Origin of the sequence: Paenibacillus mangrovi (assembly GCF_022898935.1) — a bacterium.
GTDB classification, from domain to species: domain Bacteria; phylum Bacillota; class Bacilli; order Paenibacillales; family Paenibacillaceae; genus Paenibacillus_AQ; species Paenibacillus_AQ mangrovi.
The window spans coordinates 639,062-655,079 of the sequence record NZ_JALIRP010000002.1 but is presented as its reverse complement, the minus strand read 5'-3'; the positions used below and the strand labels follow the sequence as shown (position 1 = coordinate 655,079).

The 16,018-nt window shown below is 49.9% G+C and carries 11 protein-coding genes; 6 read left to right on the top strand and 5 right to left on the bottom strand.

Annotated elements, in window-relative coordinates; genetic code table 11:
- Nucleotide 1 precedes the first annotated feature (1 nt).
- From MUG84_RS07595 to pgmB, 6 genes are all read left to right on the top strand, one after another.
- Nucleotides 2-2,344: a glycoside hydrolase family 65 protein gene (locus tag MUG84_RS07595; RefSeq protein WP_244722816.1), complete on the top strand. Its 2,343-nt coding sequence runs from the start codon at nucleotides 2-4 to the stop codon at nucleotides 2,342-2,344.
- Between the two features lie 25 nt (nucleotides 2,345-2,369).
- Complete coding sequence (locus MUG84_RS07590; RefSeq protein ID WP_244722812.1) at nucleotides 2,370-3,683, top strand: ABC transporter substrate-binding protein; 1,314 nt, start codon at nucleotides 2,370-2,372, stop codon at nucleotides 3,681-3,683.
- Nucleotides 3,684-3,790: 107 nt separating this feature from the next.
- The gene (locus tag MUG84_RS07585; protein ID WP_244722808.1) at nucleotides 3,791-4,687 is read left to right on the top strand and encodes a carbohydrate ABC transporter permease; all 897 of its coding nucleotides are present in this window, start codon (nucleotides 3,791-3,793) and stop codon (nucleotides 4,685-4,687) included.
- 15 nt (nucleotides 4,688-4,702) lie between these two features.
- Nucleotides 4,703-5,542 carry a carbohydrate ABC transporter permease gene (locus MUG84_RS07580; protein ID WP_244722805.1) on the top strand — a complete coding sequence of 280 codons (840 nt, stop codon included), beginning with the start codon at nucleotides 4,703-4,705 and terminating at the stop codon, nucleotides 5,540-5,542.
- Nucleotides 5,543-5,588: 46 nt separating this feature from the next.
- Nucleotides 5,589-7,787: a glucosidase family protein gene (locus MUG84_RS07575; RefSeq protein WP_244722801.1), complete on the top strand. Its 2,199-nt coding sequence runs from the start codon at nucleotides 5,589-5,591 to the stop codon at nucleotides 7,785-7,787.
- A 47-nt stretch (nucleotides 7,788-7,834) separates the two neighbouring features.
- On the top strand, nucleotides 7,835-8,503 hold the full coding sequence (gene pgmB / locus MUG84_RS07570) for a beta-phosphoglucomutase (RefSeq protein WP_244722798.1): 669 nt from the start codon (nucleotides 7,835-7,837) through the stop codon (nucleotides 8,501-8,503).
- Between the two features lie 113 nt (nucleotides 8,504-8,616).
- Here the strand turns inward: pgmB and MUG84_RS07565 are convergent, their stop codons facing one another.
- The 5 genes from MUG84_RS07565 to MUG84_RS07545 all read right to left on the bottom strand — a co-directional run bounded on the left by MUG84_RS07565 (nucleotide 8,617) and on the right by MUG84_RS07545 (nucleotide 15,792).
- Complete coding sequence (locus MUG84_RS07565) at nucleotides 8,617-10,152, bottom strand: response regulator (protein ID WP_244722793.1); 1,536 nt, start codon at nucleotides 10,150-10,152, stop codon at nucleotides 8,617-8,619.
- Between the two features lies 1 nt (nucleotide 10,153).
- Nucleotides 10,154-12,067 (bottom strand): sensor histidine kinase, encoded by a 1,914-nt coding sequence (locus MUG84_RS07560; protein ID WP_244722790.1) that lies wholly within the window; start codon nucleotides 12,065-12,067, stop codon nucleotides 10,154-10,156.
- Between the two features lie 96 nt (nucleotides 12,068-12,163).
- A complete protein-coding gene (locus MUG84_RS07555) occupies nucleotides 12,164-13,843 on the bottom strand; it encodes a type 2 periplasmic-binding domain-containing protein (RefSeq protein WP_244722787.1) in 1,680 nt (559 codons plus the stop codon).
- A 71-nt stretch (nucleotides 13,844-13,914) separates the two neighbouring features.
- Nucleotides 13,915-14,802 carry a carbohydrate ABC transporter permease gene (locus tag MUG84_RS07550; RefSeq protein ID WP_244722784.1) on the bottom strand — a complete coding sequence of 296 codons (888 nt, stop codon included), beginning with the start codon at nucleotides 14,800-14,802 and terminating at the stop codon, nucleotides 13,915-13,917.
- Between the two features lie 21 nt (nucleotides 14,803-14,823).
- Nucleotides 14,824-15,792: an ABC transporter permease gene (locus MUG84_RS07545; protein WP_244722782.1), complete on the bottom strand. Its 969-nt coding sequence runs from the start codon at nucleotides 15,790-15,792 to the stop codon at nucleotides 14,824-14,826.
- Nucleotides 15,793-16,018 lie beyond the last annotated feature (226 nt).

Genomic DNA, 16,018 nt, shown 5'->3' with positions numbered 1-16,018 from the left:
TATGCTAAGTTATGACGCTATACAGAGACCTGAATTGGATCAGTGGAGCTTTACGGAGACGGAATTTAATCCGCTAGCTCAAGGCAAGTGCGAATCGGTGATGTCCCTTGGCAATGGATATATGGGACTTCGTTCTGCAACTGAGGAAGCCTATATTGGGGCAACACGGAATTTGTTTGTGAATGGGACGTTTAACCGATTTGATGATTTCGAGGTAACGGAGCTGCCGAATGCGGCGGACGTGACGCAGGTGGAGCTGCTGATTGATGGGAAACGCTTCACTCTGGAGACCGGGAGTGTGACCGACTACGCTCGTACGCTCAACCTGCGTGATGCCGAGCTGACTCGTTCCTTCGTTTGGGAGAGTGATCAAGGGAAGAGGATCCGATTGGAGTTCAGACGTTTTGTATCCATGCATGATCGGCATCTGATTGGCATGAAGCTGCAAATCACACCGCTGGATGAGGGTATCTCTCTCCGATTGGCTTCTGGCATTAATGCGCAGATGAGTAATTCCGGCAGCCAGCATTTTCACGAAGGCGAGAAGCGGATCTTTGACAAGAAATACCTTCAGCTGATTCAGACAACGACCGAGACTAAGGTTGATTTTGTCTTAAGCGCTCAGCATCAGTTTTGGATCGACGGAACTGCTGTCGAACTGGCACCGCAGATGGAGATTGAACGCCGCAAGATGGAAATGGCTTACAGCGTGGAGCTGAAGGCAGGGCAGACACTGGAAATGCAGAAGCTGATCCAGGTACATACCAGCCGGGACTCGGATGTACATGATGCAGGAAATCTGGAAAGTCTTCGTACACGTTCGCTGGAAACGCTTAAAAAGTCCGGGGCAACGGGTTACGACAGGCTGTTCGAGCAGAATCAGCAGGCATGGGCGTCGCTATGGGACAGATACCATTTTGAGATTGAATCCGCTAACCGCTTTGATCTGCTGGCCCTCCGGTTTGCAATCTATCACATGATGGTGATGACGCCGGTTCATGACCGCCGTATGGGCATCGGGGCCAAAGGCCTTAGCGGAGAAGGCTATAAGGGGCATTCCTTCTGGGATACCGAGATCTTTATCCTCCCGTTCTTTATTTACAGTGAGCCTGAGGTTGCCAGAACGCTGCTGGAATACAGATATCTTGGGCTTGAGGGTGCAAGAAGGAAGGCGAAAGAAAACGGATACGAAGGAGCGATGTATCCTTGGGAGGTCGCCTGGCCAAGTGATGGGGAAGTGACTCCAGTATGGGGAGCCGTTGACATCGTAACAGGCAAACAGACCAAGATCTGGTCAGGTTTCATCGAGCAGCATATCACATCCGATATTGCTTATGCGGTATGGCATTACTATCAGGCAACAGGAGATCAGAAGTTCATGGATGATTACGGATATGAGATGATCTTCGATACCGCTACTTTCTGGGCTAGCCGTCTGGAGTGGGATGAAGAAGCTTCCAGGTACGAGATCAACGAGGTCATCGGTCCGGACGAATACAAGGAGCATGTGGACAACAATGCGTTTACAAATTATATGGCGCATTTTAATCTCCAGCTTGCTCTCCAGTATTATGATGAACTGAAGACCCGGAATCCGCAGCTGCTGAGCCACCTTGATTCCGCGCTGAGTCTTCAGCATTACGCTCAGGAATGGCAGGAGAAAGCGGCAGGAATCTATCTTCCTAAGCCGGATGAACGGGGTATTATCGCGCAGGATGACACGTATCTGGAGAAGCGAATTCTGGATCTGACACCTTACAAATCGCAGACTAAAGTAGGCACTCTGTTCCAAGATTACAGTCTGGATCAGGTCAATGAGATGCAGGTATCCAAGCAGGCGGACATCTTAATGTTGTTCTATCTGCTGGAGAACCGGTTTGCACCTGAGCTGAAGCGGGCGAATTACGATTATTACGAGCCCAAAACGCTGCATGATTCTTCATTATCCTTTTCGACACACAGCATTCTGGCAAGTGATTTTGATGATAAAAAATTGGCTTACGAGCTTTTCCGCCGGGCAACCGAAATCGATTTGGGACCGCATGAACACTCGTCTGACGCAGGAATTCATTCCGCTTCTCTAGGCGGAATTTGGCAATGCGTTGTTATGGGATTTGCCGGAGTACGGATGCTGGACGGCGAGCTTCACCTTCATCCGAAAATTCCTGGAAAGTGGCAGCGTTTATCCTTTCCGCTGTACTGGAAGGGCTCGCTGCTGAAGTTGAACATCACGAAGGATCAGCTTCAGATCACAACCGATTCCAAGGATGAAATCCATCTGGTTATCGAAGGCAAAAAAGTAAGCTTTACCGGGCAGCTGCAATTTGAAATGATACACATTTAATGATCATTCAGGGAGGTCAATTTTTATGAAAAAATGGTCTGCAGGTCTCGCGTTAATGTTGATGTTCAGCATGGTGCTGAGCGCATGTTCATCCGGTTCCAAAGATGCCGGTTCCAGCAAGGAAGATAACGGTGCTGCTGCTTCAGATAAGGTTGTAGAATTGAAATTCACGACCTGGGGCGAGCTTTCAGCCGATTCCGTAGAGAAAAAGCTGGCCGACCAGTTCAATGAGTCACATCCGAATATCAAGGTTACTTTCGAACCGGTACCAGGCGACGGGTACGCGACGAAGCTGACGACTTCGCTTGCGGCAGGCCAGGCGCCTGACGTATTCCTGATCGGTGAAGGCGATTATTTCAAATATGTCGACAAGGGCGTTGTTGAGCCGCTGGATGATTACATCAAATCCGACAGCTCATTCAAGACGGATATCTTTCAGCCTGACCTGCTGAACATGGGTAAAATCAATGACAAGCTGTACTATCTGCCAAAAGATTTCAATCCGCTGGCCCTGTGGTATAACAAGCGGATGTTCGACGAAGCGAAAATCCCTTATCCGGATGAGAAATGGACTTGGGACGACATGATCAGTGCAGCCAAAAAGCTGACAAAGAAAGACGACAAAGGCAAAGTTACAGAGTTTGGCTTCAATGCAACCAAGTGGGAATATCCGATTTATATCTACCTCTGGCTGAACGGCACCGATATTGGCAATGAGGATGGAACGAAAGCCGAAGGCTACATGAACAGTGACAAGACAGTAGCTGCGATGGAGAAATATGTAGCTCTGACAAAGGGTGATGACCGCGTATCTCCAACTCCGCAGGATACCGAAACGCTTGGCGGAGACTCCTCCATGTTCATGACGGATAAGCTGGCTATGATGATTACAGGACGCTGGGTAAAAAGCGATCTGGACAAATCGGATGTACAATACGGATCGGCTCTGATCCCTACCGGTGAGGGCGGCGACCGCGCCAGCATTATCGCAGCAGCCGGCTGGGCAATGAATGCTAATAGCCAGCATAAAAAAGAAGCTTTCGAGCTAATGAAATGGCTATCCGGTACTGAAGCACAAAAAGCACGCTCTGAAAAAGGCCAAGTGCTGCCGGCAACGGTGGCCGAGCTGGATCAAGTGAAATCAACGGAAGTCGTTGACAAGCCGGTGATCGAAATGATGGATTACGCGAAAAAGCCGATCTCCATGCGTTCTGCCAATGCTCCAATCTTCACGGAGGAATTTAACAAGGCGATTGAGAAGGTATTGCTTGATAAATCCACTGTTAAGGAAGCGCTGGACGAAGCAGCTAAAACCGTAGACAGCAAGATCCAGAAATAGGGCGTTAAGGGTGAGGCGGATGTAAAGCCGCGTCACCCTTTAAGCCACTCCGGATGAGGCGGCCCGGTTCCGGGCCGGCCTGCATCTATACAGTCAAGGAGGTCTCCATGCGAAATTCACGATCAGAGAGAGCTGGCTACTTATTCATTCTTCCTTGGTTTTTGGGATTATTGATATTTACTTTGGGGCCGATGCTGTTTTCCTTTGTGCTGTCCTTCAGCAAGTGGGACATTATTACCGGAATCGGTTCGATTGAGTTTGTAGGGCTGGATAATTTCAAAGCAATTTTCCATGATGAACTGTTTTATCAGTCTCTGAAAGTCACATTTATATTCGCACTCGTATCAGTACCGCTGTACCAGATTGTATCGATTTTGATCGCGCTGCTGCTTAACATGCGCACTCGGGGCATGAAGCTGTTCCGACTGATTTATTTTATGCCTTCCGTTATTCCGGCCGTTGCCGTTTCTATGATGTGGATTATGATTTTCAATCCGGAATACGGGATCTTGAACCGTGCTCTCGCATGGTTTGGCATCGAAGGCCCGGCTTGGCTGCAGGATCCGAGCTATGCGCTTGGAGCGCTGATTGTCATGGGCATGTGGGGCGTGGGCAATACCATTATCATTTACCTCTCCGGTCTGCAGGGCGTTCCGGAAGAGCTATACGAGGCTGCTCAGCTGGACGGCGCGGGTTCGTTCCGCCGGTTTATGAGCGTAACGGTGCCAATGATTTCGCCGACGATCTTTTTTAACCTGATTATGGGGATTATCGGCGGGTTTCAATACTTTACGCAGGCCTTTGTCATGACGAACGGGGGGCCGCTGAACTCAACACTCTTTTATAATCTGTATCTGTACAACAAGGCGTTCGTCAGCTTCGAAATGGGTTATGCTTCGGCGTTATCCTGGATACTGTTTGCCATCATCCTGATCTTCACCCTCATTGTCATCCGCAGCTCTTCCATGTGGGTTTACTACAATGGCGATGATGAACGGGATTAAGGAGGGAAAAAAACTATGATTATGAACCATCATAAATGGAGTCTGGGACGGCTGCTCACCTTTCTTTTATTGATTGTAGGGGCCGCGATCGTCCTTGTTCCTCTGCTGTGGACGGTGTCCACGTCGCTGAAATCCCCGGCAGAGGTATTCCAGGATTCGTTTTTTCCGAAGGAATGGCACTGGGATAACTATAAAAATGCTGTAACGGCCATCCCGTTCTTTTTATTCCTGAAAAATACACTGATCATTCTCATACCGGTCATGATCGGTACGGTATTCTCTTCAGCATTATGTGCATACGGCTTTGCCCGTTTCAGCTTCAAGGGGAAGCGGTTTTTGTTCCTAGTGCTGCTGGCAACGATGATGCTGCCGGGTCAGGTGACGATGATCCCGATGTTTATCATATTTAAGGAAGCCGGCTGGATTGATACCTTCCTGCCTCTGATTATCCCGTCATTTTTCGGGGGAGGAGCTTTTAACATCTTTCTGATCCGCCAGTTCATGCGCGGCATTCCTAAAGACCTGGATGAAGCGGCATTTATGGACGGGGCATCCCGCTGGAGCATTTTTACACGGATTATGCTCCCGCTCAGCAAGCCGCCGCTGATTGCGGTATCCATCTTTACCTTTATGGGCGTATGGAATGATTTCCAAGGACCGCTGATTTACCTGAACTCGACGACAAAATATACGCTCGCACTCGGCTTGTCCATGTTCAAGGGGATGTACAATGTGGAATGGAATATGCTGATGGCTGCAACGGTGCTGATTATGCTGCCGGCTATTATCGTATTCTTCTTCCTTCAGAAGTACTTTATCGAAGGTATTTCATTGTCGTCAGCCATGAAGGGCTGACCTGACAAATGACCGGGTATGACTACGGAAAGAAGAGGAGAATTTGATGAAGAACGTAAGCAGCAGACATCCGTTTCCGATTTATTTGACGGCAGGAGAATATATGAAGGTGACCGGTACGCAGGATGGATATTTTCCAGACTTCGGTCATCATCTTGCAGGCGAAATGGGTGGCATTTGGCTTCATCCCATTAAGCTTTTGGACGGCTTCTGGCTCCGTATAAAGGATCTAAAGCGGAACATCTCGGTCTGGGCCAAAGCCGACGAATTCATTAACCATCCATGGGGAAGCGAATTCCGTTATGACCATGGACTTGGACATATTCCTGTGTCCATTAAGCGCACCCAGTTTGCCCCGGAGCTTGAAAAAGGGATGATCGTGCGATATGAGCTGCATAATTATTCCGACCTGCCTACAGAGCTCGAGCTTGAGCTGCTGTGCCGGACCGATCTGCGGCCGGTGTGGTTCTCTGAGGAAATTGGAATCGTGGACGGTCAGGAGGACCGCTTCGAGGAGATTTCCGATTGGACGGGGCTTGCAAAAGACAGCGGGAATGACTGGTATGCGATGTTTGGGGCGGATATGCCCGGCGTGACGGGACAGCAGCTGCGTACAGGAGCCGGACTGATCGGGCCGGAATGGACGGCGGGTAACGGCACAGGTCTGTCCATTCAAGCCGAAAAAACACTTGCGCCTGGCGAAATCTATACCTTTTATGTTTACATCGCCGGCTCTTATACTTCAAAGGATGATTGCCAATCGACTTACAGCCGTCTGCAGCAGCATGATCAGCTTCTTGAGGAAAAGAAGCGAAAATACGAGCAGATCGACGGCATGTCGCATTTAGAGGTTGAAGGCGAAGAGCGCCTGAATGATATTTTCAGCTGGGTCAAATGGAATACACAGTGGCTGGTGCAGCGGGTGGATTTTATCGGCCGGGGATTGACAGCGGGCTCACCGCATTATCCATGGTGGTTTGGCTGCGACAATTCCTATTCGGTTCAAGGGCTAATGGCCATCGGCGATTTCGAGCTTGCTAAGGATACGGTGGATATTTTGCGGAGATTGTCCTTAGAATCCAATGGCAACGGACGGATCGTGCATGAAATTACGACGATGGGGGCGATTGCGAATCCCGGAAACACCCAGGAGACGGCTCATTTCATTACGATGATTTGGGATATGTTCTGCTGGACGGGTGACATGGCCTTTTTACAGGAGAATGTTGACACTTGCGTCAAAGGGCTCAATTGGCTGCTTCAGGAAATGGATCCCGACAAAGATTTATTCCCTTCGGGCTACGGCATCATCGAAATTTCAGGCCTCAACATGGAGTTGATTGATTCCGCCGTATACACCGCACAGGCTGCATGGGCCTTGTCGCAGATGAGCAGAGTTCTGGGTGATTTCGGAAACGGAGATGCATACGAAGCGCTTGCCGACCGGATGAAGAAGGCCATCAACGAAACCTATTGGTGTGAAAGCGAAAGCCTATTCGCTGATGCGGTCGCTCCGAAGAAGGACATTATCCCTAAGGTGGATCACCTGGTCCGCATTGCCGAGAAACACGGCATCCAAGGATACCGTGAGTATTTGGAAGGCCTTTTGAGTGGAGATGAAGATGAGAATGCCGACCGCGGCTGGCTGCTCAATAAAAACTGGGTCATTGTCACGCCGATGGAAACCAAGATTGCCGATCAGGAAAAAGGCAGACGCGCGTTGGAACGCATGCGTTCCAGCGAGTTTATCGGCGATTACGGCACGTACCTTTCTGGACTGTACCAAAGTGAAATGATGACCATCTCGACAGGAGTCCACGCGTCTGCAGAAGCTGCTTACGGCAATGCGGATGCGGCGCTGGATTTGCTGCAGCGGATGATGAGTACCTTCTCGATGGCTTTGCCGGGATCCATGAACGAAATGTCGCCTGACTATGGCTGTGATGTACAGGCCTGGACGGTCTATGCGATGGCGGTTCCTCTTATTCGTCATTTCGTAGGGATCAAGCCGATGGCCCATCTGCGGACGGTACATGTTGAGCCGCTCATACCGGCAGCATGGGAGGGCAAGAAAATTGCGCTCAAACAGCTGAGGATCGGGGATGCAGTTCTTGATGTCATGCTGAGATCCGAGCAGGGGACTCTGCAGGCGGAAATCAATAACCCATCGGCCTTCAAGATTGTTCTGGAATGGAGAGGACAGACTTATATATCCGAGGAATCCAATATTTCAATTACAATGTAAGCGATATAGGGTAAGACGATTTATGGCAACTTAAGGGAGGCATAACGATGAAACTGCAGGCCGTATTATTCGATCTGGACGGGGTGATCACGGACACCGCAAAATATCACTTTATCGCTTGGAAGCAGATGGCGGAGCGAATCGGAATCGAGATCGACAGCGAATTTAACGAGTCACTCAAAGGCATTGAGCGAATGCAGTCGCTGGAGCGCATCCTGATTCACGGTCATCAGGAGCAGAAATACTCTCAGGCTGAGAAGGAACGCCTTGCCCAGGAGAAAAATGAGGAATATGTTGCGCTGCTGGCCAACCTTACGCCAGAAGACACCTATCCGGGGATTAATGAGCTTCTTCAGGAGCTTCGTGAAAACAACATTCCGACCGTCATCGCTTCAGCCAGCAAAAATGCACCACTTATTCTGGAAGCTTTGCAGCTGAAATCCTATTTTCACGGCATAGTAGATCCAGGCGGAATACCCGGTAAGCCCGAACCGGACATTTTCCTGAAGGCGGCAGAGCAGGTTGGGGCGGACCCGATGTGCTGCATCGGCATCGAGGATTCACAGGCGGGTATCGAGGCGATCAAAGCGGCCGGCATGTATGCGGTGGGTATCGGAGAAGAGAACATTCTCGGGCCTTCGGGAGCGGATATAGTTTATCCATCCACACGGGAGCTCGCTTTGCAGAGGCTGCTGGTGGCGGCCCATCTGGAGTAACGCGTCAAGTAAAGGGGGTGTCCCAAAAGATCTGAGATCTTGAGGGATGCCCCCTCTTTCTGTTATCAGGGGACACCCTCTTGTTCTTGTTACGGGGGAATTCCTACCGTGCGTTATTTCGAATGAACCCATGACCTCTCACGGTATTCCATCGGGGAGATGCCTTCCAGTTCGCGGAATACCCGGTTGAACTGCTTCACGTTTTCGAATCCGACCTGCTCCGCGATTTCATATACTTTCCGGTTGGTTTCCTCCAGCAGGATTTTTGCTTTTTCAATCCGCACCTTTTTCAGATAAGGGACAAAGCTCATGCCTGTATAATGCTTGAAGCTTTCGCTGAAGTAGGAATAGTTCAGCGAAACATAATTGGATACGGTGGCCATGTTAAGCTGCTTATCATAGTGCTGCCCGATATAATCCACGGCGGCTTTCATTTCCGCATGCCCGATATGCGCGTCCTTAATATCCTTGATATATTCATCCAGCCGCAGCAGCAGGTCCTCCGCATCATGGATGTAGCCGCTGATCGTCTCACTGTGGTACAGGTATCCGATTTTTTTATAACTCTTCAGGATTTCCACCGAGGCCTCCCCGTAGCTAGTAAACACCTGGTCGAACACCAGCTCATTCACCAGCCGGCTGAGATGTTCCAGATACGAGATGTCGTAGCGTCTAATCTCCTGCACATTAAAAATCCCATGCCAGAGATCCTGTATTTCCTGTTTTCTGCCGGTTCCCAGCAAATTGGCGAGCCTGCGCATTTCTTCCTCAGGTAACTCCCGCGAGAGGGGAAGCCTGCAGATGTCCGAGTAATAATACACGGCTGTATCCGGTTTCGTATTCAATATTCTGTATTTCAGTGCCTGCCTTGCCTGCATGTAGCTTTGTTTAACCCTTTCCGGTCCCACGGTTTCATCACTTACGCCTACGCAGACCCGAAGGTATTTGTCACGTACATATTCGGTAAAAGCAGCATGTGACTCCCCAGAAGCGATAACCACCAGACGATGGTCCGTATCTTCAAATATCTGGAAATCGCTGCTCGTCAGCACCTCCATCCAATGCTTTTTCAAAGCGGATATTTGCAGATGACCACCCAGGATTACACCGGTAACGTAAGGAGTGTTCAAAAGCTGGATCTCAGCCTTTACACAGCGATGCTTGATTTCTGGCTCCGGAATATCCGGGTGAAGAAAAATATAATTCAGCTGGTCGGCAGCGTGTTCTTCCCGGTATTCGCTCAACTTTTCCAGTTCACGGCTTACCTCCTGCACCTGCTCCAGATCATCCCGAATCAGGTCCAGAGCCTGGTACAATTCCTCGCGCACGATGGGCTTCAGCAAGTATTCCCTGACCTTATATGTGATCGCTTCTTTGGCATATTGAAAATCATCATAGCCGCTCAGAATAATGACGGCCGGAGGAAGGGGATCCCGGTTCAGTTCACGGATCAGCTCCAGGCCGTCCATGACAGGCATGCGTATATCGGTTATGATCATGTCCGCTTTCTCCTCACGGTACAGCTCAAGAGCTTCCTGCCCTCCGGCAGCCAGCCGAATGCTATACATAGAAGGATATTCTCTCTCGATCATGGCCTTCAGGCCGATGCGAATATTTCGTTCATCATCAACGATTAAAAGTCCATACATCTCAGGATTCGCCTCCATTCAGGTTGAAGTAAGGGACTTTCATCATCACCCGGGTGTATTTTCCTTCTTCACTTTCGACTGATAGGCCGTATTCATGGCCGTAAAACAGCTGCAGGCGCTGGTGAACATTGCGCAGTCCGATGCCGCTGCCGCTCTGACCGCTGCGCGGGGAAACAGGGGAGGAGACCGTAACATTAGCCGATGTAGTCTCTTCCGTTTCCGACGAGCGGATTTTGTGATTCAACAGCCGGGTCTTTTCGGCAGACATGCCCGCCCCGTCATCTTCGATTATAATAATTTGCGTCCGGATTTCGGTGAAGGTTTTCAGCGAGATGTGCAAATCGGAATCGCCTGTATCGCTGCTGCGCATGCCATGCTTGACGGCATTTTCGATAATCGGCTGCAGGGACATTTTCAGAACCTCGAGCTCATGCTCCGGTTCCTGCAGTTGCGTATGAAAATGAATCCTTTGGTCGAAACGTAGATTCATCAAGGCAATGTAATGACGTATATGATTCAGTTCCTCGCGCAAACGAACATACTCGCTGCTCCACCTCAGGTTGTATCGCATCATGCTTCCGAGTGAAGTCAAGGCATCGGAGATCGGCTGCTGGTTTTCCACTTCGGCCAGCATTTTGATATTTTCCAGCGTATTGTAGAGGAAATGGGAATCGATCTGGTTCTTAAGCGTTTTCAGCTCGGCTTCCTTTGAAGCAGCCTGCTTGTTGACCGCATCGGCGATCAACTCGTTGATTTTGTTGATCATCTTGCGAAAATGATGGGTAAGCTCACTGACCTCGCTGCCACCCCCCATGGGGAGCTGGATGTTGAAATCGCCGAGGCGGATTTTCTTCATGGAAAGCGTCAGCTGCCGCAGCTTTTTCAAAATCAGTGAATTGAGAAAGTAGGTGGAGACGGACAAAATGGCGATCAGCACCACATTCACCAGCAGAATGGTATTCCGCGTTTTATTCAGCTCAGCCAGTACGGCCTGCATGGACGTTATTTGCATCACGTACGACTGGATGCTGTCTAAGTAGGCATATACGACAAGATAAGGCTTGCCGGACAAGCTCAAGTTAAAATGAAGGAATGAATTTTCGTCCGTACGATGAAGCTTATCCCGCAGCCTCGCATCACCCAACTGATCGGAAGTGAGCAAGGGAGCTGCATCGGGATAATACAGGCGTCCGTTTCCATTCATAATAAGCATTTGCGATTGTCCGTTGTCGTGCGGTTTGTAGATGCTCGGAAAAAAGCTGGTCAGCAGCATATCGATTTGGATCAGGCCGACATGCCGTCCTTTCGGATACTCGATTTCACGCAGGAGCGACATTTTCTGGCGGAATTCCTTCTCATCCTGAATTTGATTGTGAATCGGCTCCTTATCCCGTTCCGATATCTGCCATAGGCCAGCTCCGTTCATTCGGTTCAGATTCTCGTACCAAGGCTCGCTTTTCACCCTGTTTTCCCTCAGGAAAACGGGCCATATCTCGCTGATGAACTTATTATCGGAGAATATGCGGATATGCTCAATATCCGGATTGTTGAATTGAAGCCGCAAAATGTTATTCACGGTGCTGTTGCTGAATTCGATCAGCTCGGATGTGTCGGGTTCGCTCGAACGATCAAGATAATACATCACCTCACGGTCTGAGAGGGCCAGCTGTACTGCCCGCTCCATCGTCTCCATATTGTTCCTGATGTTTGTTTTTTCGATTTCGATCGAGCTCTCGCTTTTGCGCACGACATTCTTCGTGACGTTTTCATTCAGCTGCCTGAAAATAATCAGCGAAAACACGATACTTGGGATCAAAATGATGATGATATAGGAGAAAAACAGGCGCTGCTGCAGGGAATAATGCTCAAGCCTGTGTATGAGATGCCGTATTGTCGAGCTTAAGCGTCTGTACAAAGAGATCACATCCGGTTTGTTTATTGGATTGCATGAAAGAAGAAAATCCAAAAAGCCCACGCAAAAATGGGGCTTTTTGGATATTTTTACGACTATTTATTTCAGAAACTCCTGAAGCTTTTTCACGTTATCTTCAAACTTGGCCTGCTTGAAGGTTTCCACCTTGTCAAAGCCCGCTTTGTCTCGCTTCTCGAGGAATTCGGCCCAGAGCTTGTCGAATTCTTCATCCGATTTGCTGAGCAGGAGCTTCGGCAGCGTTTTGCCCCAGGTTTGGGCGATTTTGGTGCCGGCGACGCCTTCCTCGGAATTGCCGGTCGGACTGATGTTGTCATATTGCGAGAAGCTCTTCGTTTTGCCTTTGGTCCAGTCCTCCATCTGCTTGAACGGTTCGACGCTTGCCGGCACCCACTGTAGGATCATGTTCGTGTCCTGCATCATCCAGAAGGTGAGAGAGGATCCGTATTTCTTATCGAACGCGGAACGGTCCTTGTTCAAGAGGTCAAGCACCTCCGGCTTGAATTGGTCTTTGCCGTCAATCGTGTCATAACTCACGCCTTTTTCGCCAAGGAACAGGTCCTTTTGGCCTTCTTCGCTGATGAGGTATTCAAGGAACCTTATGGCTCTGGCTTTGTCTTTCACTTTCTTCGAGATCAGGGTTACCGTCCAGCCGGAGATGCCTGGGCCGGACAACGTCGGCGGATCCAGCTTCGAGTTGGCAGGACCGTCAACTGCGATATAAACGGAATTCGGATCTTTGGCATACAGCGCATTCTCTTGGGCTGCAAAGTCGCTGCGCTGATACATCATGGAAAAATAGCGGCCTTGCGCGATCTTCTCTTCCATCTGCGGACGTTTGTCGATGAAGACATCTTTGGCCAGCAAGCCTTGTTCGTTGGCTTGGCGGAACGTTTTCAGCCAGCGGATATATTCGGGATCGGTCTGGCGGTCGTACAGCTTACCGTCTTTCTCATACGGAATAGCGAGGAAGTTCTGCAGGTAGCCTTCAAGACTGCCGTTACCGGCATCATGAAATTCGGTTAGTCCGAACGGAATTAGCGGTTGACCATCCACTTGAGGGAACTTCTCCTTCGCCAATTTGAGCGCGTTCAGGAAGCCTTCCGGTGTGCGCATGTCCGGCTTGCCCAACGCTTCATACATATCCTTGCGGACGAGGAATGTCTGATTGGAGAGATATTCTCTCGAATACTTCTCGAAATCCTTCGGAGAAGAGGAAGAGTTCGGATATACGTAGGTGTTGCCGTCATCCTGTTTGTACCAGGACAGTTTGGCCGGATCTGCCACCTTCATAAAATAAGGATCGTATTCATCCGCAAGCTTGTTCAGCGGGAGCACCAGATCGCCTTCGATCATGGATTTCACGCCGTCTTCCCACCAGCCCAGCGTAATGAAATCCGGGAGACTTCCGGATGCGATCATCGTGTTCAGCTTTTCGTTCTCGTTGCCGGCAGGAACGATAAAATTGAGTTTGACCCCGGTCTTTTTCGTGACGTATTGGGAAGTGGGATCGACGCCCCATTTGTTGGCGAACCAGGAGAAATTCAGGTACCAGTCGAACGTGATTGGCGAAGTGTCGATTTTCCAGCCCGGCTCATCGGCGGATACCGTTTTTGTTTCTGCGGCCGGCTCGGTTTTGTTCTCGGGCTGATCTGCCGATTTGGATTCATCTCCGGATGAGCCGCCGCATGCGGCTAGCGACAGCATCAGGGTGAAAGCCAGGAGCAGCAGGCTGCTCTTGCGAAATGCGTTTTTTCTCATCGATGTTTACCCCTCTAGATATATTTTGGTGAATCATGTGTTGCCGTCTAGGAAAAAAACTCCTAATTGTCCTAACCTTTGATGGAACCGATCATGAGACCCTTGACGAAATACCGCTGCAGGAACGGGTAGGCGAGCACAATCGGCGCCGTCGTCACCACCATGGTGGCCAGCTTGATGGATTGGGAGGTGACATTTTTGGAAATGCCGCCTGGCATGGCCGATGCCATCTGGTTCGAGCTGGATTGGGCGACAATCCGGTAGAGATAGGTTTGGATCGGCTGCAGATCCATGTTGTTGATGTAGATCATACCTGTGAAATAATCATTCCATTGATAAACCCCGTGGAAAAGGGCAATGGTGGCGATGACAGGCATGGAAACCGGAATAATGACGCGCACGAAAATGGAGAGATCATTGGCACCGTCGATTTTCGCCGCTTCTTCCAGGCCGTCCGGGATCTCCCGGAAGAAGGTCATGAAGATAATCAGATCAAAAAAGCTGAACATCGCCGGAATAATATACACAAGAAAGTTATCCAGCAGATGAAGGTCGCGAATCAGCAAATAGTAGGGAATGAGACCGCTGTTAAAAAACAGGGTGACGGTACCGATCAGGATGTACAGCTTCTGTCCGACCAGTTCCCTGCGGGAGAAGGCGTAGGCCACCATTGCGGTAAAAAAGACATGGACCGCCGTGCCGAGCAGCGTCTTCGCCACTGTCACGCCCATCGCCGTCATGATGCCGCTGCTGCGGAAGACAGCTTCATAGCTTTCGAGGCTGAATACCCGCGGCCACCAGTAGATGCCTCCGCGCATGGCGTCCTGCCCTTCGTTGAAGGAATTCACGAGCACGTACCAGATCGGATAGAGCGTGACAAAGCAGACGGCAAGCATAATCAGTGTGTTGAAGGCGTCAAACGTCACATCCCCGGCGGTTCTTCGATTCAGTTTGAACATGGGACTTTAACCACCTTTTCGTCAGAATAGGGATGTATCATTGATTTTTTTGGATACCGAATTGGCGATCAGCAGCAGTGCAAGTGCGATCAGCGATTTGATCAGACCCACGGCCGTAGAATAGGAGAAACGGTTATTCACGAGGCCTGTCTGATACACATACACGTCGATGACATTGCTGGCGCTTTCATTGAGCGAGTTGCGCAGCACCAGGATTTGATCGAAGTTCGAGTTCAGGATGCCGCTGACAGCCAGGATAAAGAGAATCGTGATGGTGCTTTTGATCCCCGGCAGTGTGACGTACCACATTCTTTGAAAGCGTCCGGCGCCGTCGATTGTAGCCGCCTCATGCAGATCCGGCGATACGCCGGCAATCGCGGCCAGATAGATGATGGCGGACCAGCCGAGCTCCTTCCAAATATCCGAAGTGACGACGATACCCCAGAAATACTTGGGCTCCGCCAGGTAGCTGATCGGCTCCTTAATGATGTGGAGCGCCATCAGGATATGGTTAATGATCCCGACGTCCGCAAGCCAGGTGGCCAGGATGCCGCCGAGAATGACCCAAGACAGGAAGTGGGGCAGGTATGAAATCGTCTGCACCGCTTTTTTCAGCCGAATGGACCTTATCTCGTTCAGGAAAAGAGCGAACAGGATCGGTAGCGGAAAGCCGATGGACAGTTTGATCAAGCTGATTCCGATGGTATTCCAGATGACCCGCGGCAGGTCCTCATCCTCGAAAAAAGCTTTGAAATTGTCCAGTCCGACCCATGGGGCTTCGGAAATGGAGTGCGTGATGACATACTGTTTGAATGCGATAATAATGCCGTACATCGGTATGTAATTGAAAATAATCATCCAGGCGACTCCAAGCAGCGCCATCACCTGCAGGTATTTCTGGCTGAGCAGCTTGCGCAGCAGCGGTCTCCGCCGGCCCGTTGAGGGAACGGGATTCGATTGTATAAGCTCTGTGCCGAGTTTGGCACTCATGTGATCCGACCTCCTGTGTCTATCATTGTAAGTGCTTCCAATTCTACTCTTTTTATTGTAGTGGGGGATGTACGGAAGAAACAGGTAGAAAATTTCGGTTTTAGGGTTACGTTTTTCGGGTCTTGCAAAAAAATTATGAAATGACGTTATTGTAGAAGGAACGTATGTTTGTTACGATCATGGCATCAGGTTGAACATTGGAGTTCTTAAACAGGTAAGGAGTGAA